The sequence below is a fragment of the Wolbachia endosymbiont (group A) of Clivina fossor genome (genome assembly GCF_964026865.1).
GTDB lineage: Bacteria > Pseudomonadota > Alphaproteobacteria > Rickettsiales > Anaplasmataceae > Wolbachia.
Window position 1 is genome coordinate 1,032,093 of sequence record NZ_OZ034707.1, and the last position, 24,268, is coordinate 1,056,360.

The 24,268-nt window shown below is 35.2% G+C and carries 19 protein-coding genes and 2 tRNA genes; 14 read left to right on the top strand and 7 right to left on the bottom strand.

The window, feature by feature from the left end; all coding sequences use genetic code 11:
* Nucleotides 1–80 precede the first annotated feature (80 nt).
* Nucleotides 81–1,397, top strand: a complete 1,317-nt coding sequence (locus AAGD99_RS05235) for an ankyrin repeat domain-containing protein (protein WP_341822795.1) — start codon at nt 81–83, stop codon at nt 1,395–1,397.
* Nucleotides 1,398–1,481: 84 nt separating this feature from the next.
* On the opposite strand, the gene AAGD99_RS05240 is transcribed toward AAGD99_RS05235, so the two are convergent.
* The 7 genes from AAGD99_RS05240 to AAGD99_RS05270 all read right to left on the bottom strand — a co-directional run bounded on the left by AAGD99_RS05240 (nt 1,482) and on the right by AAGD99_RS05270 (nt 7,357).
* Nucleotides 1,482–1,901: a hypothetical protein gene (locus tag AAGD99_RS05240; RefSeq protein ID WP_096560637.1), complete on the bottom strand. Its 420-nt coding sequence runs from the start codon at nt 1,899–1,901 to the stop codon at nt 1,482–1,484.
* Nucleotides 1,902–1,907: 6 nt separating this feature from the next.
* Nucleotides 1,908–3,281 (bottom strand): cysteine--tRNA ligase, encoded by a 1,374-nt coding sequence (gene cysS, locus AAGD99_RS05245; protein WP_341822798.1) that lies wholly within the window; start codon nt 3,279–3,281, stop codon nt 1,908–1,910.
* Nucleotides 3,274–3,930, bottom strand: coding sequence for an exopolysaccharide biosynthesis protein (locus AAGD99_RS05250; protein WP_341822799.1), 657 nt, complete (start codon nt 3,928–3,930; stop codon nt 3,274–3,276). The genes cysS and AAGD99_RS05250 overlap by 8 nt, the downstream gene beginning before the upstream one ends.
* A gap of 90 nt (nt 3,931–4,020) precedes the next feature.
* Nucleotides 4,021–4,677 carry an exopolysaccharide biosynthesis protein gene (locus tag AAGD99_RS05255; protein ID WP_264735898.1) on the bottom strand — a complete coding sequence of 219 codons (657 nt, stop codon included), beginning with the start codon at nt 4,675–4,677 and terminating at the stop codon, nt 4,021–4,023.
* Nucleotides 4,678–4,903: 226 nt separating this feature from the next.
* Nucleotides 4,904–5,998 (bottom strand): hypothetical protein, encoded by a 1,095-nt coding sequence (locus AAGD99_RS05260; RefSeq protein WP_341822800.1) that lies wholly within the window; start codon nt 5,996–5,998, stop codon nt 4,904–4,906.
* Between the two features lie 289 nt (nt 5,999–6,287).
* Nucleotides 6,288–6,455, bottom strand: coding sequence for a twin-arginine translocase TatA/TatE family subunit (locus tag AAGD99_RS05265; protein WP_006013840.1), 168 nt, complete (start codon nt 6,453–6,455; stop codon nt 6,288–6,290).
* Between the two features lie 173 nt (nt 6,456–6,628).
* Entirely contained in the window at nt 6,629–7,357 is a 729-nt protein-coding gene (locus AAGD99_RS05270; protein WP_253309408.1) for an ABC transporter ATP-binding protein, read from the bottom strand.
* 148 nt (nt 7,358–7,505) lie between these two features.
* On the opposite strand from AAGD99_RS05270, the gene AAGD99_RS05275 reads away from it, so the two are divergent.
* The 13 genes from AAGD99_RS05275 to AAGD99_RS05335 all read left to right on the top strand — a co-directional run bounded on the left by AAGD99_RS05275 (nt 7,506) and on the right by AAGD99_RS05335 (nt 24,267).
* Nucleotides 7,506–7,582: transfer RNA gene (locus tag AAGD99_RS05275), tRNA-Arg, on the top strand.
* Between the two features lie 783 nt (nt 7,583–8,365).
* Nucleotides 8,366–8,740: a 30S ribosomal protein S12 gene (gene rpsL, locus AAGD99_RS05280; RefSeq protein ID WP_006279787.1), complete on the top strand. Its 375-nt coding sequence runs from the start codon at nt 8,366–8,368 to the stop codon at nt 8,738–8,740.
* A gap of 5 nt (nt 8,741–8,745) precedes the next feature.
* Nucleotides 8,746–9,225, top strand: coding sequence for a 30S ribosomal protein S7 (gene rpsG, locus AAGD99_RS05285; RefSeq protein WP_341822801.1), 480 nt, complete (start codon nt 8,746–8,748; stop codon nt 9,223–9,225).
* A 21-nt stretch (nt 9,226–9,246) separates the two neighbouring features.
* Entirely contained in the window at nt 9,247–11,319 is a 2,073-nt protein-coding gene (fusA, locus tag AAGD99_RS05290) for an elongation factor G (protein ID WP_341822802.1), read from the top strand.
* Between the two features lie 11 nt (nt 11,320–11,330).
* Entirely contained in the window at nt 11,331–12,503 is a 1,173-nt protein-coding gene (tuf, locus tag AAGD99_RS05295) for an elongation factor Tu (RefSeq protein WP_341822803.1), read from the top strand.
* Nucleotides 12,504–12,516: 13 nt separating this feature from the next.
* Nucleotides 12,517–12,589 (top strand) — tRNA-Trp (locus AAGD99_RS05300).
* 19 nt (nt 12,590–12,608) lie between these two features.
* Nucleotides 12,609–12,809 (top strand): preprotein translocase subunit SecE, encoded by a 201-nt coding sequence (gene secE, locus AAGD99_RS05305; protein WP_205517846.1) that lies wholly within the window; start codon nt 12,609–12,611, stop codon nt 12,807–12,809.
* Entirely contained in the window at nt 12,799–13,635 is an 837-nt protein-coding gene (nusG, locus tag AAGD99_RS05310) for a transcription termination/antitermination protein NusG (RefSeq protein ID WP_341823216.1), read from the top strand. The genes secE and nusG overlap by 11 nt, the downstream gene beginning before the upstream one ends.
* 2 nt (nt 13,636–13,637) lie before the next feature.
* A complete protein-coding gene (locus tag AAGD99_RS05315) occupies nt 13,638–14,078 on the top strand; it encodes a 50S ribosomal protein L11 (protein WP_253307298.1) in 441 nt (146 codons plus the stop codon).
* Nucleotides 14,079–14,082: 4 nt separating this feature from the next.
* A complete protein-coding gene (gene rplA, locus AAGD99_RS05320; RefSeq protein WP_182183217.1) occupies nt 14,083–14,736 on the top strand; it encodes a 50S ribosomal protein L1 in 654 nt (217 codons plus the stop codon).
* Nucleotides 14,737–14,748: 12 nt separating this feature from the next.
* Nucleotides 14,749–15,267: a 50S ribosomal protein L10 gene (rplJ, locus tag AAGD99_RS05325; RefSeq protein WP_253307300.1), complete on the top strand. Its 519-nt coding sequence runs from the start codon at nt 14,749–14,751 to the stop codon at nt 15,265–15,267.
* Nucleotides 15,268–15,293: 26 nt separating this feature from the next.
* A complete protein-coding gene (gene rplL / locus AAGD99_RS05330; protein ID WP_341822804.1) occupies nt 15,294–15,695 on the top strand; it encodes a 50S ribosomal protein L7/L12 in 402 nt (133 codons plus the stop codon).
* Between the two features lie 58 nt (nt 15,696–15,753).
* A complete protein-coding gene (locus tag AAGD99_RS05335; protein WP_341822805.1) occupies nt 15,754–24,267 on the top strand; it encodes a DNA-directed RNA polymerase subunit beta/beta' in 8,514 nt (2,837 codons plus the stop codon).
* Nucleotide 24,268 lies beyond the last annotated feature (1 nt).

The following is a 24,268-nucleotide window of genomic DNA, read 5'->3' on the forward strand; positions in this document are numbered from 1 at the left end:
ATCGTATATTCTATTTGTCTTCCCAATAACGAAGTTTGGTATTACTCGATAGATATTCAATGATTGACTTAAAAGAGGGAGTGGCAAACATTCACAGACTAGTGCAGAAAGTAACTGAATTGAATTTACAAAAGGAAGGCCGAGAAGAAGAAGTTCTCAGAAAAGCCCTAGAATTAATAAATAGTGGTAATATAGTAAAAGATAGTACAATTCATGTTGCATCTGTTTGGGGATATGCAAGTAAACACAGTGGGTTAATTGATGATTTTTATTTTGACTCGGTTTATACCTACCAGGAAATTTCTTATACGGAGATAAGTACCCCTTTGCATTTACTTGCTGAGAATGGTAACTATAAAGCAATTAAGGCTCTATTAACACATATAGAAAAAGAACATTCAAGTAGTTTTAATAACATTATTAATGCTAGGAAAAATTATGGTAGGACAGCACTACACGTTGCTGCTAAAAATGGGAAATTGTATGTAGTAAAATACCTAATTAGTAAAGGTATTGATATTAACTCCAGAGATGAAGCTGACTGGACTCCTTTGATGTCAGCTGTTTATGGTGGAGAATTGAATACAGTAAGGTACCTAATTGATGTAGGTGCTGACATTAATGCCAAGAGCAGACTTTGCAGTACTTCATTGCACTTTGCTGCTGATAGTGGAGAATTGGACATAGTAAAGTGCCTGGTCTTTAAAGGTGCTAACGTTAATGCTAAGAACATAGATTGTAGAACTCCATTGCACTTTGCTGCTGATAATGGAAACTTGAGTGTAATAAAATATCTTATAAGGAAAGGAGCTGATATTAACGCTGAAGATGAATATGCTAACATCCCTCTATACTTTGCTATTCGGAATAGAAAATTGGAAATAGTAAAATATCTAGTTGATAAAACTGATATTAATAATAAATATAATGATACTCTATTGCATTTGGCTGTTTGTAGTGGAGAACTGGATGTAGCAAAGTATCTCGTGAGTAGAGGGGTTGACATTAATGCTAAGAGCAAGTTCCTTCCATTACATCTATCTAGTTTACGTGGGCTGGATATAGTAGGATATTTTGTTAAGAAGGTTGCTAGTGCTGAGGGTGGATATTATGAAACTCCACTACACTATGCTGTTTTTCATGGAAACTTAGAAATAACAGAATATCTTATTGAAAAGGGTGCAGATGTTAATGCCAGAAATAGAAATAGTGATACTCCACTACACCTCGCTGCTATGAAGGGAAAGATTGATGTAGTTAAGATACTACTAAAGCATAACGCAGACGTTAACACTAAAAATAATGAAGGAAGAACAGCATTGTATTATGCAGCTAATAATAATCACCAAGAACTTGTAGAATTGCTTTTAGCTCATGGTGCATCCCGTGACTATTGAAATTTTGCATTTAATTTATAGCTCCGCTTCTATCAGGGCATAGGATGACAGAAGTGGGCTTTAATAGCTGTAATACTATAGCTGTTATACTCCAAAAGTAAGTATTAGATATAACAAATAGAAGAAATTAGATAGAATGATTAAAGGGGCAAGGATATAAAGGTTTAACTTGAAATAACCTGATAAAATTTGAATCACACTTCCAAGTGCTGGCACCCATGAAAGTAATAAAGTTGCAAAAATTAGCAAATTTTTTGTAACTTTTGGCATTGTATATTCGTTTTCTAATTTGTGGTATGATTTTCGTATAGAGATTGTTATTCTACCTAAGTACCAATTAACTATTCCACCAAGGCTTGATCCTAGTACTCCAAAAAATAACATAAGTAGTAGATTGTGATGTGATCTAAAGTACAGCATAGCTTCAAACATAAAGCCTTGGTGTATAGGCAAGATTAACGATGATAATAGGCTATCTTTAAACAGCAGAAAGTAATCTTCCATATAAGTTTACCAAGTTGTTGTACCATCTTCATTGTCAGAAATTGTAACCCCCATTTGTTTCAACTGATCCCTTATTTTGTCTGCAGTATCGTAATTTTTATTTTTTTTTGCAATTTTTCTTAAGTCTATCAACCTTTCTATTTCTTGATGATTTACATCCACAGCAAACCACTCTTGATAACTTGACTCAAGAAGACCAATAAATCTGGCACTCTTAACAAAACTCTCAGTTAATTTAAGCTTTTCACTTTCATTACTCATTTTGTTGATTTTTGCAGCCATTTCATGCAGTATAGCTAGAGCTTCAGGAATGTTTAAGTCGTTTTTTAAAGCGTCTATAAAATCTTTAGAAATCTCTGCGTTACTTTCATCAATATTCGTTGTATCTAAGCCACGTAATAACCGATAAAATTTATTTAAGGTTTCCTGTGCATCAGAAATAACGTTTTCTGTCCAATCAAGTGGTTTTCTGTAGTGAGTTTTGAGCAGTGCATAGCGTATTACTTCACCCTTTATTCCACTATCTAGCAAATCTCTTACTTTGACTATATTAAATAAGGACTTGCTCATTTTTTCTTCATTTACTGTAAGAAAGCCGTTATGTATCCAGTATTTTGCAAACATTGATCCAGCAAATGCAGACTTACTCTGTGCAATTTCATTTTCATGGTGAGGAAATTGTAAATCTATGCCGCCACCATGAATATCAAAATCTTTGCCAAGATAAGCATATGACATTGCTGAGCATTCTATATGCCATCCAGGCCTGCCCTCTCCCCATGGGCTATCCCAATAACTTGAAAGTTTGTAGTCAATATCACTTGCAGGCTTCCACAGTACAAAATCTCCAGGGTGCTTTTTATTTTCATTAACTTCAACTCTGCTACCTGGAACCAATTCATCAGTTTTTTTTCCTGATAAAGCACCATATTCATGGTAAGATTCTATATTAAAATACACGTGTTTGTCAGATTCGTAAGCGTGGCCTGATTGCAGTAAATGTTCAATTAATTCTATAATATAATCTACGTTTTCCGTTGCTTTTGGTTCGTGTGTTGGCTCTTTACAATTTATGCTTTCCATATCATCATGAAAAGCTTTAATGTAATATGTGGTTATACTTTCTATGTTGCTATTTTTCTCACTTGCTGCATTGATTATCTTATCATCAATGTCGGTTATGTTACGCACATAGGTAACTTTGCCATAACAAAACTTAAGTAGCTGAAATAACACATCATACACAACGACAGACCGTGCATTGCCTATATGTGCTGTGTCATATACTGTTGGTCCGCAAACATACATTTTCACATGATCTTTATCGATTGGTGTAAAAAGTTCCTTTTTTTTTGTTAAGGTGTTGTAAAGCCTAACCATATACGAAGCTTTTGAGAAAAGAAAATGCCCCAATGATAAGTTGTGGCCCTTTGACTACTACAACAAGAGTAAGCAATAGTCCGCACAATGATATTAAAACTCCCAATATGGATAGAAACCCATCTTTACTCATAATACCAAGTGAAATAAGAGTCGTACCAATTGCAGGAATAAAGTTGGTAAGAGGTAATGGAAGAGCTATTGATAATGCACAAAGCAACATTACAAAAGCTAAAATTTTTTCGCCAGGCCCATAGAAAATAAAAGACATTCTTGGTTTCATGAACTTTTCTATTTTTTTTAATGCTGGAGAAGTTTTCTCCACCACAAGAGCTAGTGTTGAACGCTGAAAAGATCTTCTTTCTAGCCAACTGGGCATCCAAGGAGAATCAAATCCAAATAGAAGCTGCAGTGAGAATAAGATTAAAGGTATAGAAAGAATAGTTGTATAACCAGGTGGAACCGGTATAGGCACCGATAGTGGCAAGGAGAAGATGATTATTAAAATACCAAAACCGCGCTCATGCAAAGCTGTTTTAATATCGAACAAAGTTACTTTATCGCTATCATTGTTATTAGTATCTGCAACCTCTTTTAGAATATCAGAAGCTAGTTTATCACTTTTAGTCAACTTATCATTTTGTGACACGAAAAACCCTTGATAAAAGTAATTCTTAACACAATTATTATTTTATTTCAATATGCATTATTCATTTCGCGCTAGTACTTCATTCTTTTGTTAAAGTGTTGTAAAGCTTTTAAGAAGAGAAAGTGCTCCGGTTATAAGTTGTGGTCCTTTGACTATTACAACAAGAGTAAGCAACAACGCACACAATGACACTAAAACTCCCAATATGGATAGAAACCCGTCTTTACTCATAATACCAAGTGAAATAAGAGTTGTGCCAATTGCAGGAAGGAAGTGAGTAAAAGGTAATGGAAGAGCTATTATTATTGCACAAAGCAACATCATAAAAGCCAGAATCTTCTCACCAGGCCCATAGAAAATGAAAGATAGTCTTGGCTTCATGAATTTTTCTATTTTTTCTAATACAGGGGAAGTTTTCTCTACCACAAGAGCTAGTGTTGAACGCTGAAAAGACCTTCTTTCTAGCCAACTGGGCATCCAAGGAGAATCAAATCCAAATAGAAGCTGCAGTGAGAATAAGATTAAAGGTATAGAAAGAATAGTTGTATAACCAGGTGGAACCGGTATAGGCACCGATAGCGGCAAGGAGAAGATGATTATTAAAATACCAAAACCGCGCTCATGCAAAGCTGTTTTAATGTCAAACAAAGTTACTTTATCGCTATCATTGTTATTGGTATCTGCAACCTCTTTTAGAATATCAGAAGCTAGTTTTTTATCTTTAGTTAGTTTCTCACTTTTTTGCACAATTATCCTTTAATCAAACTATTCCTTTTAAACTAACGTAATTATTGCTGTATTTCAATATACATTTATTATTGTTAATTGTTAGAGTTAAAGTACAATCGTAATTTTGTCATTATACTTGCAGTTGGTGCAAATGAAGTTGTTTGTTACAGCATCAATGCAATACAGTTTTCCCTTGCGTGTTTTTTGGGTTACACGCAAGGGTTAAACTACCTATAAAAAAAAGTTATAGTATATCATTAGTATCTGACTGTGAATAATGACTTTCGTCACTTAATGGATCAGAATACAATGAACTCTGTGATAATTCGATAGATTCACTTTCTTCTTCTGTGCCCCATATCCATGATATAAAACTTCTAAAAATAGATGCAATAGATGAAAATACACCAGGTTCACTCGTTTGTGTAGATTGACTTTCTTCTGTATTGTCATCTAGCTTGGTGGTTTCTTTTTGCACTTCTCTTTTTTCTCTATAGAGTTCTTTGTTATTATATAGTGTATCTCCTTCTGTTTCCTCTTCCTCCACTATATTTGTTTTTTTATCATCTTCATTGCTTTCTCTAAGCTCTAATGCCTTGTTATGAGCTGGATTTTCATATTCTTCAGTTTGATATTCTTTTATCTCTCCACTATCTATATCTTTTTTGTTTTCTTTTTCTACTTGACTCCCAATTAAATTTCCAACTAATTCAGGGTCTAATGAATTCTTCATACTTGTTAATAGCTCATTTTGGAACACATGGCCCAGCTCATGACCTAAAACAAAGTCCATACCGGCAAATTTGTATACTACTATCGCTTTACCATCAGTTGCACCATAAGCATTATCTGCATCAATGCCAGCTAATTCATTATATTTCTGGTAATCATTCTTGTTGTTAAAAACATTAACTTCTAAATTTAAAGTTGTTTCAGGTTTGTTTACATCAAACAATTTTTTAAAATTTTCATAAGCAGCATGAATGTCCTTTTGAATTTGGAACTTCTCTTGTGATGACATGTCATCATACCTTATATTATATTTTATACCTTCATCTTGGAATGAAAATACTTTTGGTAATACTTCCTCTATAGTTTCTGGTGCTTTGTCAAAGATCTTTGACTCTGAAGGCTTATATATCTTATTAAAGAATTTTGGTATACATTGTTCTCTAATGTTATATATATGATTCCCATCCATATCACGAACTTCATAATTGTATACAGGATTTGAGTTATTTTTGATTAATTGAAACTTTTGTCCATTAGTGTTAATACCTATTTTACCATTATAATCTTCAGAATAGTTTTTGTATTGTTGATTGTTATTTTTACTCATTTTCGTACCTCACTATTTAAATAAATTTACTCTTACATTATCAGTATAGTATGTATAAAAATTTATTAATAATAATGATTGTATTTTTAAATTTTCACTACAAGACTTGTTTGTATGCTATATAAAGTGACCGCGAAAATTTCTATAAAGCATTTTAACAATATTAGAAAAATTATGAATTCAGAGGAAGGTGAAGCAGACGCAACAGCTTAAGCGGAAAGATTGAAAAATAATTGATGCTTTAAGTGAGTAACACGCACCTTAGTGCGTGTCACGAAGTATGAGGACGCTAACGATCTGGTTCATTAGACGATAATTTTTCTGAGTCCTTAAGCTCCTGTTTAAGGTTTTTGATGCCTTTTCCTAAATCACCCATAACTTGCGGTAATCTGCCTGCACCAAATAGAACTAAAATTATTATTAAGACTAGAAACAATTGCCATGGTCCTAAACTCATTTTCACCTCCATTTAAAATATTGACCTTTAAATATTAAAACTTGACTGAAGTCAAGTAACACATAGATTATATCACCTTTATTTAATTATAAATCAAGGTTTTTTAATTATTTTATAACAATTCCAAACTAGATTGTTTTCTTGCAGCGAATAAGTGGAAACTTTTCGCTTAACTATAGAGTAGAGGAGAGCTCACTAAAAAACTTTGCTAGCGTATCATCTTTAGGCCTATGGTATATATCGCTAGAAACTCCTGATTGAATAATTTTACCATTTTTCATTACGTAGATAAAATCTGCAACTTTCAATGCTTCTTGCGGGTCATGAGTTACCATTAGCACAGGGATATTTTTACTTCTAAAAAGGGACAATATATGTTGTCTTATTCGGCACTTGAGCAGTATATCCAAATTAGAAAATGGTTCATCTAACAACACAACATCAGGGTTTTGTGCCATCACTCTTGCTATTGCAACTAATTGTTGCTGTCCTCCAGATAAGGCGTTAGGGTACATATTTTCATATTTTTCTATATTGAGTAACTTCAAGATTTCCAATGCAATTAGGTGCTTTTCTCTCTTGGAAGAGCTGCGGATAGCAAAGGTTATATTTTCTACTACTGTTTTGTGAGGAAATAATGCAGAATGCTGAAAAATCAATCCGATATTTCTATGCTCTATAGCGACTGATGCCTTATTGCTTGCAACTAACCTATCATTTATAAAAATAGTTCCAGATTTTGGATTTTCTATCCCTGCAATTAATTTCAAAATTGTTGACTTGCCACAGCCAGAATGCCCCAATAAACATGCAACACTTCCTTTTTTTACTTTAATGTTTATATTGCTTAAAGCAAAGTCGTCTTGATTGTTATAGAAATAACCAATGTTGTTAACTAGCATTAATCTTACTTAAACCATGTTATTAAATATAATAGCATTATACTCAAGAAGTACAGAAATGTTTCTTGTCGTCATAAATTGGTTATGCAAGAAATCTAGAAAAGAGAAGGATTTTTTGCTATAACTTTACATAAATGGTAGGAAACACGGGACTATAGCTCAGCAGGATAGAGCGTTGGACTCCTAATCCGAAGGTCGTGCGTTCGAATCGCACTAGTCCCACCACATTGCTTCACAAATTTCATGGAGATTTTTTTTCACAAATACACACACCTATTCCAGTGTCAAGCACTGGAATGACAAGTTCTTGGCAACCCCTACGTCATACCGCCGCGGTATCTCTTAGCATAGATCCCGCTAACAAGCAGCGGGATGACGAGGTTATCGTCATGCCACCGCGAACCGTCATACCGCCACGAACCGTCATACCGCGATTCATTCGCGGTATCTCTTAGCATAGATCCCGCTAACACGTAGCGGGATACTTGACCTTTACAGGGATGACGGTTGTCGTTTAGTTATAAATATTTAAGAAATTTACCAGGCAGAAAAAAAAGGCAAAGAACTCCCGTGGTGCGAGTTTTGACCCTATAATAATTTAAACTGGCGCTGTAATAATGTGCTAACGCTTAAAATAAGCGCGGTTTGGCTGAATGTAGAAAAAATAAAAAAGACATGCAGCCGCTATAATTTTATGTAATCCGCCAAAAAATACCCTAAGTTTTTTACTGAATTTTGTCATTGAGCCTGCAGGTCAAAAACAAGTTTTGAGTCATAAATACCCTTATTGTCATAATAAGGGGGCTGGCGGAGTTTGTCAAGGAAGTTTTTCGTTTCTACTGAATGACAATTGTGGCTTGGGAGGTAGTGCAAGAAGTCTACTGATGGCTTTCAAAGCAGTTGAGCTTAATTATTAGAGTAGTAATGTTTATTTTTATATTGACTATTGAGGTTTATTATTTTATAACTAAAAACTTAGTTATTTTAATGAGCTTGAGTTTATAACATATGCCTACGATAAATCAATTAATACGTAAGGGTAGATTAGGATTGACCCATAAGAAAAAGGTACCAGCTTTGGGAGAAAGCAACCCTCAAAGGAGGGGTGTTTGCACTAAGGTGTATACTACAACTCCTAGGAAGCCTAACTCAGCACTCCGTAAAGTAGCCAGAGTAAAAATTAGTGGGTATGGTGAAGTGACAGCTTATATACCTGGTGAAGGTCATAATTTACAAGAGCATTCTGTTGTTTTGATACGTGGTGGGCGGGTTAAAGATTTGCCAGGTGTGCGTTATCACATAATAAGAGGTGCCCTTGATCTGCGTGGCGTGCAAAATCGAAAGAAAGCTCGTTCAAAATATGGTGTAAAGAAATCTGGTTAAAATTTATGGCTCGTCGGAATAAAGTAAAAAAAAGAGAAATAAGTCCTGATTCGCGTTATGGCAGTGTTTTGCTGATGCGTTTCATTAATACAATCATGAAATGTGGTAAAAAATCTACTGCAGAAAAGATTATCTATGACGCTTTGTCTTTAGCTGAAAAGAAAATAGGCGAAGGTGGGTTATCAATTTTTGAAACAGCGGTAGGAAATGTTACTCCTTCTATAGAAGTGCGTTCTCGACGCATTGGTGGTGCAACTTATCAAGTGCCTGTTGAAGTTCGACAAGATAGAGCGATTTCTTTAGCGTTAAGGTGGATTGCTAAAGCAACTTCTGCTGCTCGAAAAAAGAGTGGAAAAACCACTGTTGATTGTTTGCAATCTGAAATACTGGATGCTTATAATAAACGCGGTGGTGCGTTTAAGATGTGCGAAGAAAAATATAAAATGGCTGAGGCTAATAAGGCATTTTCTCATCTTCGTTTTTAATGTTAGCTAATTAATTGTGATATGGAAATTGGGATATCTAAATACAGAAATATAGGAATAATGGCTCACATAGATGCTGGTAAGACTACCACAACAGAGCGTATTTTATTTTATACTGGTAAGCAAAATAGAATTGGTGAAGTGCACGATGGGGCAGCTTCTATGGATTGGATGGAGCAGGAAAAAGAGCGTGGTATTACAATCACATCTGCTGCAACAACATGTTTTTGGAATGATCATAGGGTCAATATAATAGACACTCCAGGTCACGTTGATTTCACTATTGAAGTTGAGAGATCTTTAAGGGTTTTGGATGGTGCAGTTGCTGTATTTGATGGAGTTGCTGGAGTTGAACCTCAATCTGAAACAGTTTGGCGTCAAGCTGATAAATATAGCGTTCCTCGTATCTGCTTTGTTAATAAGATGGATAGAATAGGGGCACATTTTTATCGATGTGTTGATATGATAAAGACGAAGCTTGGTGCAGCACCTTTAGTCATTCAGTTGCCAATAGGAAGTGAGAAAGATTTCAAAGGTATAATTGACCTTATTTCTATGAAAGCCATTATATGGCAAGAAGAAACGTTGGGTGCTAAATTTTCTTATGAAGATATTCCTTCTGATTTGCTTGACAAGGCTCAAGAATATCGAAATCTTTTATTAGATGCTGCAGCTGAGATGGATGATGAAGCGATGAATACTTACTTTGAGTCTAATGATCTGCCAGTAGATTTACTGAAAAAATGCGTGAGAAATGGAACCATCAAAGGAAAATTTGTTCCTGTATTATGTGGATCAGCTTTTAAAAATAAAGGCGTACAACCACTTTTAGATGGTGTGGTTGACTTTTTACCTTCTCCTATTGATGTTGATGTAATTGTTGGAACTGATCCTAAAGATTCAGAAAAGAAAATTGAGATCAAACCTTCAGAAAAAGAGAAATTCGTTGCTCTTGCGTTTAAAGTGATGACGGATAAGTTTGTAGGCAGCTTGACGTTTATTCGTATTTATTCCGGTAAGTTAAAATCCAAATCCGCTGTGTTAAATGCGGGAAAAAATGAGACTGAAGGAATTGGCAGAATGCTGCTTATGCATGCAAATAACAGAGAAGATATAAACGAAGCTAAAGTTGGCGATATAGTTGCCTTAGTTGGATTAAAGAGAACAATTACTGGTGACACTTTATGTTCACCTGATTTTCCTATATTATTAGAGCGTATGGAATTTCCTGAGCCTGTTATTGAAATTGCTGTGGAACCTAAAACTACTTCAGATCAGGAAAAATTAGGTGTTGCTTTAAATAGATTGGTTGCAGAAGATCCTTCTTTAAGAATGTCAGTAAATGCGGAGAGTGGACAGACTATATTGAAAGGCATGGGTGAGCTGCATCTTGAGATTATTGTTGATAGAATGAAGCGCGAGTTTAACATTGAAGCTAACGTCGGTGCGCCTCAAGTTGCATATCGTGAAACTATCACTAAATCTGTTGAAATTGATTATACTCATAAAAAACAGTCCGGCGGTGCTGGCCAATTTGCAAAAGTAAAGATTATATTTGAACCTCTTGAGCCTGGTTCTGGGTTTCAATTTGAAAGTAAAATTGTAGGTGGTGCAATTCCAAAAGAATATATTCCTGGTGTACAAAATGGTTTAGAGTTGATAAAAGAAGGAGGCATGATCTCTGGTTTTCCGGTTATTGATTTTAAGGCTACCCTTATTGATGGTGCTTTTCATGAAGTTGATTCTAGTCCTTTAGCTTTTGAACTTGCTGCTAAAGGTGCTTTTAAAGAGATGGCAAATAAAGCTGGTCCAAAAATGTTAGAACCTATAATGAAAGTTGAAATCATTACGCCTGAAGAGTATATGGGCGATATCATGGGCGATGTAAATAGCAGAAGGGGGCAAGTTTCAAGTATGGAAACGCATAATAGTAGCACTATAATTCTTGCTTTCGTACCTCTTGCGAATATGTTTGGTTATATAAATGTTTTGCGTTCTATATCTCAGGGAAGAGCTCAGTATAGTATGCATTTTTCTTATTATGAACAAGTACCACAATATGTGGTTGATGAGTTAAAGTTAAAGTATAATTAAGGGTAATAATTATGACAGCAGTAGTGGAAGCATTTGGAAAGCCGCATGTAAATGTGGGAACAATAGGACATGTGGATCATGGGAAGACAACGTTAACAGCGGCGATAACAAAGCATTATGGAAATTTTGTAGCGTACGATCAGATAGATAAGGCGCCAGAAGAAAGGAAAAGGGGAATAACGATAGCAACAGCGCATGTTGAGTATCAGACGGAAAAAAGGCATTATGCACACGTTGATTGTCCTGGACATGCTGACTATGTAAAGAACATGATAGTAGGTGCAGCACAGATGGATGCGGCGATATTGGTAGTGTCGGGGGTTGATGGGCCAATGCCACAAACGAGAGAGCATATATTGCTAGCGAAGCAGGTAGGTGTTGGATATATCGTGGTGTATATAAATAAAGCTGATGTTGCTGATGCTGATATGATAGATTTGGTAGAAATGGAAGTGAGGGAATTGCTGAATAAATACGGATTTCCAGGGGATGAAGTGCCTGTGGTAGTGGGGTCTGCATTGAAAGCGCTGGAGGATGACAGTAGCGAATATGGAAAGAAATCAATAGATAAATTGATGGAAAAGTTAGATGAGTATGTGGCGGTTCTACCAAGGCCTGTGGATTTACCATTTTTATTGCCAATCGAGGATGTATTTTCGATATCGGGGCGAGGAACGGTGGTAACAGGAAGGATAGAGAAGGGAGAGATAAAGACGGGAGAAGAGATAGAGATAATAGGTCTGAAAGCGACGCAAAAGACGATATGCACAGGTGTAGAAATGTTTAAGAAGTTGCTGGATAAGGGGAGTGCAGGACTCAATGTAGGAATATTGTTAAGAGGAACAAAAAGAGAAGAAGTGGAGAGAGGGCAAGTATTAGCAAAACCGGGGACGATAACGCCGCATAGAAAGTTTAGGGCGGAGGTTTATATATTAAAGAAAGAGGAAGGAGGAAGGCATACACCATTTTTTGCGAATTACCAGCCACAGTTTTATTTAAGGACAACGGATGTAACCGGGAGCATAAAATTGCTAGATGGGAAGGAGATGGTAATGCCAGGAGATAATGTGAGTGTAGAAGTAGAATTGCAAGTACCGATAGCAATGGATAAGGGATTGCGTTTTGCGATAAGAGAAGGCGGTAGAACTGTTGGTTCTGGTGTTGTTTCTGAAATTTTGGAGTGAGAGTTTGAGTTATAGGAGTGTAGCTCAATTGGTAGAGCGCTGGTCTCCAAAACCAGAGGTTGTAGGTTCAATTCCTATCGCTCCTGCATTAATGTTGTGGTGAAAATGTTAAAAAGTTTGTGTGTTTTTTTCTATGATATAAAGCAAGAAATACGAAGAATTGCTTGGGTAAAGAAACAGGAGGTGTTGTCATCTCTATTTGTTGTGATGATTGTTATATTATGCTTTTCGATTTTCTTCTGTTTTGTGGATTTTATGTCTCTTTACGTAATTAAGGCTTTATTTGGAATTATTTATGGAATGTGAATATAAATGGTATATCATTAGAGTTGATTATGGATATGAGCAAAATATACGCGAATTGGTAAGTAATGCTGTTTATTTTAAGGAAGTGTTTATTCCTTATCAAACGGTATGTAATTCAAAGTCTGATATAAAAGAGTTATGTGAAGTGTATGTATATATGCATCTATGTGATGAAAGCAAAAATATTTTGAATCAAACGCCTGGATTCTGCAGTGGCGAATCTGGTGATTTTGAGATGATTTCAGATGATGAGATAAGTTTAAAGTGTAAAGAATTTAATAGATATAAATGGTATATCTTGAGAGTTGCTTCCAATTGTGAAGAGAAAGTGCGCCAACATATATTGGAAAATTCTATGAGATTGGGTGTTAATGATTACTTTAAGGAAGTTTTTATTCCATATGAAGAGCTAAGTGAAGTAGAGTTGAAATCTAAGAAAATTGCTACACGAAGGAAATGCTTTCCTGGTTATGTCTTTTTATACGTGAATTTATGCGATGAAGTATTGAATTTTATCAATAATATACCAAAATCTCTTAAGGTTTATGGATTTTTGAAAAATGGTAATATTCCAAAGGTGATTTTGGACGATGAGATTCACTCAATGTGTAATGCACTTTATAATGCTCAAGAGACAAAGAAGTTAGGTTATGGTTATGAAAAAGGTGAAAAAGTGAAAATTAATGATGGTCTTTTTCAAAATTTTACTGGTAAGGTAAATATGGTAAACGATGAGAAAAAAATTATTAATGTGGAAGTATCAATTTTAGGTAAGCCGACAATAATAGAGCTTGATCTGGCTCAAGTAGAGAAAATAGAGGATTAATTATGAGTGTTATAGTTGCTAAGATTAACTTACTTATGGAAGCTGGGAAAGCAATTCCAGGACCGAAAATTGCTTCAGTACTTGGTCCACGTGGTATACCTGTTCCTAAGTTTTGTGAAGCTTTTAATAAAGTTACTAGCGCTGCTAACGCTAATTATAAAGTAGGCGATTTAGTAACAGTGCGAATTTCCATAAAGGATGATCGCTCTCATGATTTTACTGTCAGCGGTCCACCTGTGGCTTATTTACTTAAGCAGGAGGCTAAATTAAGTAAAAGTTCTGGTAATCCTGGTAAAGAATTAGTGGCTAAATTACCTATGTCTGCTATAATTAAAGTGGCAAAGTGCAAGATGGTTGATATGAAAGTGGATAATGAAGATTCAGCAGTGAAAATGGTTGTAGGCACTGCAAAATCTATGGGTATAGAAGTTGTGGAAGGTTAGGTAAATGAATACATATAATGATAATCCTAAGCAGTGTTTAAAGAAGATTATTGAGTCTGCTTCAGCAAAATTTAATGAATCAGTTGATATTGCAGTCAATTTAGGCGTAGATTCACGTAAATCTGAAGAGCAGGTGCGTGGTACAGTAGTTTTGCCTAAAGGTATCGGGAAGAATATTAAAGTAGCTGTTTTCGCTCAAGATAAACATTTATTAGAAGCTGAAAAAGCTGGTGCTGATATTGCAGGAGGAGAGGATTTAGTTGAAGAAATAAAAAAGGGTAGAAAATTAGATGTTGATTGGTGCATTACTACTCCTGATTTTATGGCAAAAATCACTCCTATTGCAAAAGTATTGGGTGCTAAAGGGCTGATGCCTAACCCTAAATTTGGTACTGTGACTTCTAACATTGCAGAAGCTATTAAAACCATTAAGTCTGGTCAGATAAAATTTAGAACAGATAAAAATGGTGTTATTCATGGTAAATTAGGAAATATTAAATTTGATATTGATGACTTGCTAGAAAATTTAAAAGCCTTTCTTAAAGTAATTAAAGATAATAAACCTATTTCTGCGAAAGGAATTTACTTTAAGGGTGTTTTTTTAAATTCAACTATGGGTGAAGCTTATAAGATAAGCAAAGTGGAAGATATAATTTAAGGGAGTGATACCGTGAAGCGTAAAAATAAGGATGAATTTATACAGAGCACAATAAACGTATTTGTAAATAATGATTTCTTGATATTAGTAAATTTTAAATCTATAAATGCTAATGATTCATTAACTCTGAGGAATAGCCTGAAGTCTATAGCAGGTGGGGTATTAGTAGTTAAAAACACTCTAGCGCGCTTGGCTTTGGAAAGGACTGGTAAATTTTCTTATTTATCAGGCAAATTTTCTGGTTCTGTTGCTATTATATACTCTAGTGGCATAGTAGAAGCTGCAAAGTTAATAGTTGATTTTATTAATGCTAACAAAGAAAAAATGTCTGTGATTTGCGCGGCTCATATAAATGAATTGTTAACAGTGGAAGATGTTAATAAACTGGCTAAGTTGCCTTCTTTGGATGAGTTGCGTGTTAAAATTATGCGTTTAATATCTTATGATATTCCTGCTCGATTGGCGTTGTCTATTAATTCATCTTCTATGAGGCTTATGAGAGTTTTGGATTATTATAGTTCTAAAAAATAAATTTGTTGTTAAGTAAGGTGGTAATTATGAGTAATGTAACAAGTGATTTGGTTGATAAAATATTATCTTTAAACCTATTAGAGGCTTCTGAACTTGTAAAAGTTCTAGAAGAGAAAATAGGGTTGCCTGCTGGTTCTTTTCTTGGTAGGGCTGTTGGTGCTGGGGCGCCTATTAGTGATAATGCTGCTGCTCCTGCTGCTCAAGAAAAAGCTGAGTATAAAGTTGTGATTAAAGAAATTGATGCGAAAAAAAAAATAGAAGTTATTAAAGCTGTGAGAGAAGTTAATTCTACATTGAATTTAAGAGAAGCAAAAGAGTTGGTTGAATCTTTACCTAAAGATTTAACTGCTAATGTTCCTAAAGACGAAGCAGAAAAAATCAAGCAAAAACTTATTGAAGCAGGAGCAACTAAAGTGGAGCTTGAATAACATTTAATGTATTAATTTTATATTGATATAGCTCTTTTAATTAGTTTGGGGTATTTTAATGGTTGATTCTTCTTATATGTACGCTTCTGGTGCTTTTGTCCCTAGAGTTTCTTATTCTAGGTCGATTGATTTAAAAGATTCTTTATTGGATTTGGTTAAGGTTCAAAAAGAATCGTATGATTCATTTGCTCCTAAGAATAAGGGTAATGAAAGACTTGAAGTTATCTTTCATACAATCTTTCCAATAAATGATCCTTTGCGTAGGGCTACTATTGAGTTTATAAGTTGTAGGGTAGATGATCCTAAGTATGATGAATCTGAGTGTATAAAGCGTGGTGTAACTTTTTCTGCTCAGGTTATTGCTTCTATACGTCTTGTTGTTATGCAGGATGGTATTTCTCTTGATGAATATAAATCGATTAAAGAGAGTGGAGATCATTCTAAACTTGCAACCGTTGTAAAATCTATAGAAGAGCAGGAAGTCCACTTTTGTGGGTTGCCTATGATGACTGATAAGGGCACTTTCATCATTAATGGTGTAGAAAAAGTTATTGTCTCACAAATGCATAGGTCTCCTGGTGTATTTTTTGATAGCGATAAGGGAAAAACTTACAATTCTGGTAAATTGATCTATTCTGCTAGAATTATTCCTTATAGGGGTTCTTGGCTTGATATTGAATTTGATGTTAAAGACCATTTGTATTTTCGTGTTGATAGAAAAAGAAAATTGCCAATCTCAGTTTTGTTAAAGGCGTTAGGTCTATCAAATAATGATATACTCGATAGATTTTATGAGAAAATAAAGTATGTAAAACATAAAGATGGTTGGAAAGTGCCTTTTGTTCCTGATAAATTTAAAGGAGTGAGGTTGCCTTTCGACTTAATGGATATTGAAGGTAATGTGCTGCTTAAAGCTAACGTTCGTATCACCTCAAGACTAGCTAAAAAGCTATATGATAATGAATTGAAAGAGTATCTGGTTCCTTTTAATTCTATATGTGGTTTATTCCTCGCAGAAGATTTAATGGATAGTGCTAGCTCTACGAAAATTTTATCTGCTGGTGAATCTATAAAGCTGGAAGACATAAAGAAGCTTGAGTTATTGTCTGTGGATGAAATATCAGTATTGAACATAGATAATGTATCTGTTGGACCTTATATATTAAATACGCTTTTCTTAGACGAAAACATGTCTTATCAGGATGCGCTATATGAAATATATAGAGTTTTGCGTCCTGGTGAAGTTCCTGTTTTAGAGATAGTAGAGGAGTTTTTCCGTAATCTTTTCTTCAGTCCGGAATATTATGATTTGTCTAACATTGGTAGGTTGAAGCTTAACTCTTACCTTGGATTAAATTATGATGAGGATTTAACTGTTTTAACGTATGAAGATATTATTGAAATTGTAAAAAAAATAGTATTGTTACGTGACGGTCAAGGATCTGTAGATGATATTGATCATTTAGGAAACAGAAGAGTAAGATCAGTTGGAGAGTTTATAGAAAATCAATTTAGAACTGGGTTGTTGAAATTGGAACGCGCAATAGTTGATTCTATGTCCACTTCTAGTTTAGATAAAGTTTCTCCATCTGATTTTATTAATCCAAAAGTGTTAACTAATGTCTTAAGAGATTTCTTCAATTCTTCTCAATTATCTCAATTTATGGATCAGACTAATCCGTTATCTGAAATAACACATAAAAGAAGGTTGTCCGCGTTAGGTCCTGGCGGTTTAACAAGAGAACGGGCAGGATTTGAAGTGCGTGATGTTCATCCAACTCATTATGGAAGAATTTGCCCTATTGAGACTCCTGAAGGGCAAAATATAGGGTTAATCAACAGTTTAGCTATATACGCGCGTATTAATAAATATGGTTTCATTGAAAGTCCTTATAGAAAAGTAGTTAATAGGGTTGTTACTGATCAAATTGAGTATCTGTCTGCCATAGATGAAGGTTTATATTATATAGCTGATACCAGCGCAAAGCTCGATGAAAATAATTGCTTTGTTGATGATATGCTATACTGTAGATATGCTAGTAGTTTCATTATGGTAAGTAGTGATCAGGTGAGTTACATTGACGTATCTCCTAAGCAGGTAATATCAGTTGCGGCTTCCTTGATTCCATTTTTAGAAAATGATGATGCTAATAGAGCATTAATGGGCTCAAATATGCAACGTCAGGCCGTACCTTTATTGAAGCCTACCGCTCCTCTGGTTGCTACTGGTATGGAGTCTTTTGTAGCTTCTGGCTCTGGTGCTGTAGTTTTAGCAAAACGCGATGGCATAGTTGATAGTTCTGATAGTAACTCTATAGTTATACGTGCTTTTGATAAAGAAAGGGTTAACTACTTGGACGTAGATATTTATCATCTAAGGAAATTTCAGCGTTCTAACCATAATACTTGTATTAATCAAAGACCGCTAGTGTGCGTAGGTGATTATGTTAAAAAGGGTGATGTAATAGCTGATGGTCCTGCAATTAACAGTGGTGAGTTGGCGCTTGGTAAAAATTTGCTAGTCGCTTTTATGTCTTGGCAAGGTTATAATTTTGAAGACTCTATTATTATTTCTAGTGAAGTTGTTAAAAAAGATCTCTTTACTTCTATTCATATAGAAGAATTTGACTGTGTTGTACATGATACCCCTTTAGGATCAGAAAAAATAACTCGTGCTATACCTGGTGTTAATGAAGAAAATCTATATCACTTAGATGATAGTGGTATAGTGAAAATTGGTACAAGAGTTGGTCCAGGCTATATTCTGGTAGGTAAAGTTACACCTAAACCTTCTCTTTCATTGCCTCCTGAAACGAAGTTATTAATGACAATTTTTGGTGAAAAGTCATTCGATTGTGCGGATTCCTCTTTATATACATCTCCAGATGTTGAAGGGACAGTAATTGATGTACAAGTCTTTACACGCAGAGGGGTTGAAGAAAATGAAAGGGCATTACTCATCAAACAAAAAGAGGTAAATGACTTTGAGGAAGAGCGAGATTATATAATCAATGTTACTAGTGAATATTTCTATGATGAACTGAAGAAACTTCTTATTAATTCTGGTTCTCAAGATCGAGAAAAATTTGACTCTATTGAACGTGAGCAATGGTGGGGTATAGGACTAAAAAACCAATCCATTTCTGAGCAAGTTAAGAGCTTAAAAAAAGATTTTGATGAAAAAGTATCACATGCAATAGCACAGTTTAAGCGAAAAGTAGAAAAATTACATGAAGGTTATGACCTGCCTCAAGGTGTGTCGATGTCAGTAAAAGTTTTCATTGCTGTGAAACATAGTCTGCAACCAGGGGATAAAATGGCTGGTAGACATGGGAATAAAGGTGTGATTTCTCGAGTTGTGCCAGTGGAAGATATGCCTTATTTGGAAGATGGTACTCCTGTTGATATTATTCTTAACCCTCTTGGTGTTCCTTCACGAATGAATGTAGGGCAAATACTGGAAACGCATGTAGGTTGGGCTTGTAGAAAATTAGGGGAAAGGGTAAGTAATATTCTCGATGAGATCAATAAAATCAAAAGTGCTTTTTGCAAGGGAATTAGGTCCCTTAACGATGATAATTTTACACAATTTGCAGTAGCATACCTTGACAATAAAAAAATTGAAAATATTGATGATGATGAAATAATGGCTTCTGTTTTAAATACACCTAATAAAAATGCACTAAATGACGAGTTGAATGCGTTAGTAGAGAACTATTTGAACTCTTGTAAAAGTTCATACAGCAATTTACGTAATTTCCTGATTGAGGTTTATAGCTATGGTAGTAACGTATCTATCTGTAATGATATTCGTAATATTAGTGATAATAATCTCATTGAATTTGCACGTAAATTACGTGATGGCGTTCCTGTTGCTGCACCTGTATTTGAGGGTCCAAAAGATGAACAAATAGCAAAATTATTTGAACTTGCTGGTTTGGATAACTCTGGACAAGCTGTATTATATGACGGTTGCAGTGGTGAAAAATTCGACCGCAAGGTTACAGTTGGTTACATGTACATGCTTAAGTTGCACCACTTGGTTGATGGTAAAATTCATGCGCGTTCAGTAGGGCCTTATAGTTTGGTTACTCAACAACCTCTAGGAGGAAAATCTCATTTTGGTGGTCAGCGTTTTGGTGAAATGGAATGTTGGGCATTACAAGCCTATGGTGCTGCTTATACTTTGCAGGAAATGTTAACTGTGAAGTCTGATGATATTAATGGTAGAGTTAAGATTTACGAATCGATAATAAAAGGTGACAGTAATTTTGAATGTGGAATTCCTGAATCCTTTAATGTGATGATAAAAGAACTACGTTCTTTATGTTTAAATGTAGATTTAAAGCAAAATGATGTAGTGATTGAAGATATATCTCACACTAACATTGCACAACCTTTTAATGAGGTTAGCATATCGATTGCTAGCCCTGAAAGTATTAAGCGTATATCTTGTGGTGAGATAGAAGATGTTTCAACTGCAAATTATCGTACGTTCAAAGTTGAGAAAGGTGGATTATTTTGCCCTAAGGTTTTTGGCCCTGTCAATGACGATGAATGTTTATGTGGAAAATACAAAAAAAGAAGACACAGAGGTCGCATATGTGAAAAATGCGGAGTAGAAGTTACATCTTCTAAAGTAAGAAGAGAAAGGATGGGTCATATAGAGCTTGCATCTCCTGTTGCTCATATATGGTTTTTGAAATCGCTTCCTTCAAGAATTGGAGCATTATTGGATATGTCTCTCAGAGATATTGAGAATATTTTATATAGCGATAATTATATCGTGATAGATCCTCTTGTTTCGCCTTTTGAAAAAGGTGAGATTATTAGTGAAAAAGCTTATAATGAAGCTAAAGATAGCTATGGGATCGATAGTTTTGTAGCTATGCAAGGTGTTGAAGCTATAAGAGAGTTGCTAACGCGCCTTGATTTACATGAAATTAGGAAGGATTTAAGACTAGAATTAGAGTCTGTTGCTTCTGAGATAAGAAGAAAGAAAATTATAAAGAGATTGCGTATTATTGAAAACTTCATTAAATCTGGAAATAGGCCTGAGTGGATGATACTTACAACTATACCTATTTTACCACCTGATTTGCGTCCTTTGGTATCGCTTGAAAGTGGTCGTCCTGCAGTTTCTGATCTGAATCATCATTATAGGACTATTATTAATAGAAATAACAGGTTGAGGAAATTGTTGAGCTTAAATCCTCCTGAGATTATGATTCGTAATGAAAAAAGGATGTTACAAGAAGCAGTTGATTCTCTTTTTGATAATAGTCGTCGTAATACTTTGGTAAACAAAGCTGGTGCTGTTGGATATAAAAAGTCCATTAGTGATATGTTAAAAGGAAAACAGGGTCGTTTTCGCCAGAACCTCTTAGGAAAAAGGGTAGACTACTCTGGACGTTCTGTAATAGTTGTTGGTCCAACTTTGAAACTAAATCAGTGTGGATTACCAAAAAGAATGGCTCTTGAACTATTCAAACCTTTTGTTTACTCAAAGCTTAAGATGTATGGTATGGCTCCAACTATTAAGTTTGCTAGTAAGTTGATAAGAGCAGAAAAACCAGAAGTTTGGGATATGCTTGAAGAGGTAATAAAAGAGCATCCTGTTTTGTTGAATAGAGCGCCTACGCTACATAGACTTGGTATTCAGGCTTTTGAGCCAATCCTTATTGAAGGCAAAGCAATACAGCTTCATCCGCTTGTCTGTACGGCGTTTAATGCTGATTTTGATGGTGACCAAATGGCAGTGCATGTGCCAATTTCATTGGAAGCTCAGCTTGAAGCTAGGGTGTTGATGATGTCCACTAATAACGTTTTAAGTCCTTCTAATGGCAGACCGATTATAGTTCCTAGTAAAGATATAGTACTTGGTATATATTATCTGATTTTACAAGAACCTAAGGAAGATAATTTACCATCTTTTGGTGCTTTTTGTGAAGTTGAGCATTCTTTGAGTGATGGTACTTTACATATTCATTCTAGTATAAAGTATAGGATGGAGTATATTAATAGCAGCGGTGAAACTCACTATAAAACTGTTTGTACAACTCCTGGCCGTTTAATATTATGGCAAATTTTTCCTAAGCATGAGAATCTAGGCTTCGATCTAATAAATCAGATATTAACAGTCAAGGAAATAACTGGTATAGTTGATTTAGTATATCGTAACTGTGGTCAAAGTGCTACAGTGGCATTTTCTGATAAATTAATGGTACTTGGCTTTGAGTATGCCACATTTTCTGGTGTTTCTTTTGGTCGTTGTGATCTGGTTATACCTGAAACTAAAGCTACACATGTTGATCACGCGAGGGGTGAAATTAAGAAATTCTCTATGCAATATCAAGATGGGCTAATAACTAGAAGTGAGAGGTATAACAAGGTTATAGATGAATGGTCTAAGTGTACGGATATGATAGCTAATGATATGTTAAAAGCAATATCTGTATATGATGGAAATAGTAAGTACAACTCAGTGTATATGATGGTTAACTCTGGTGCAAGGGGTTCTACTTCACAGATGAAACAGCTAGCAGGAATGCGAGGGCTCATGACCAAACCTTCTGGTGAGATTATAGAAACACCTATAATTTCTAATTTCCGTGAAGGATTGAACGTATTTGAATACTTTAATTCTACTCACGGTGCGCGTAAAGGTTTAGCTGACACTGCGCTTAAAACTGCAAACTCTGGATACTTAACTCGTCGTTTAGTTGATGTGTCTCAAAATTGCATAGTTACAAAGCATGACTGTAAAACAAAAAATGGTCTTGTTGTGAGAGCTACAGTTGAAGGAAGTACTATAGTTGCATCTCTAGAGAGTGTTGTGCTGGGTAGAACATCTGCAAATGGTATATATAACCCAGTGACAAAAGAATTATTAGTAAAAGCAGGGGAATTAATTGATGAGGATAAAGTAAAGCAAATCAGCATTGCAGGTCTTGATGCTGTAAAAATTAGATCGCCTTTAACTTGTGAAATAAGTCCTGGTGTGTGTTCTTTGTGTTATGGAAGAGACCTTGCAACTGGTAAAATTGTTTCAATAGGTGAAGCAGTTGGTGTTATAGCTGCTCAATCTGTTGGAGAGCCAGGTACTCAGTTAACGATGCGTACTTTCCATATAGGTGGGGTAATGACTAGAGGCGTTGAATCCTCAAATATTATAGCTTCTATTAGTGCTAAAATAAAGTTAAACAATAGTAATATAATTATAGATAGAAACGGAAATAAAATTGTGATAAGCCGTTCCTGTGAAGTCGTGTTGGTTGATAGCCTTGGTAGTGAGAAGTTGAAGCATAGTGTACCTTACGGTGCTAAACTTTATGTGGATGAGAGTGGGTCAGTAAAAATTGGCGATAAAGTTGCGGAATGGGATCCTTATACATTGCCTATTATCACGGAGAAGACTGGTACAGTGTCTTATCAGGACTTAAAAGATGGAATTTCGATCACTGAAGTGATGGATGAATCTACAGGAATATCAAGCAAAGTAGTAAAAGACTGGAAATTGCATTCTGGTGGAGCTAGTTTACGTCCTCGTATTGTGCTGCTTGACGATAATGGTGAAGTAATGACACTCGCAAGTGGCGTTGAAGCATGTTATTTTATACCAATTGGTGCAGTGCTCAATGTACAAAATGGCCAGAAGGTTCATGCAGGTGATGTTATTACAAGAACACCAAGAGAGTCAGTTAAAACTCGTGATATTACTGGTGGTTTACCGAGGGTTATAGAGTTATTTGAAGCACGTCGTCCTAAAGAGCATGCTATTGTTAGTGAGATAGATGGCTATGTAGCGTTTTCTGAAAAAGACCGTAGAGGAAAACGCAGTATATTAATTAAACCTGTAGATGAACAAATTTCTCCAGTTGAATATTTGGTATCAAGAAGTAAGCATGTAATAGTCAATGAAGGTGATTTTGTACGTAAAGGTGATCTATTGATGGATGGTGACCCTGATCTCCATGATATTTTACGTGTGCTTGGGTTAGAAGCTTTAGCGCACTATATGATTTCTGAAATACAGCAAGTTTATAGATTGCAGGGTGTTCGTATAGACAACAAGCATTTAGAGGTGATCTTAAAACAAATGCTACAAAAAGTGGAAATTACTGATCCTGGTGATACTATGTACTTGGTTGGCGAAAGCATTGACAAGCTGGAAGTTGATAGGGAAAATGATGCTATGAGTAACTCTGGCAAACGGCCTGCTCATTATCTTCCTATTCTGCAGGGGATTACTAAGGCAAGTCTTGAAACTAGCTCCTTTATTTCTGCTGCTTCTTTCCAAGAGACAACAAAAGTACTTACAGAAGCAGCATTCTGCGGGAAGAGTGATCCTTTAAGTGGATTAAAAGAAAATGTTATAGTAGGAAGATTAATTCCTGCTGGTACAGGTTTGATTATGAATAAGATCAGAGCACTTTCACTTTGTGATAATATAGATAAATATGAAAAATATTTTGATATTGAAACTTATGACGAGAAATGGTTTATGGATAATAATTGTCATTTACACTCTGGTGAGGAAGAGAGCGTAGTGGCATATGATCAGTCGAATTGAG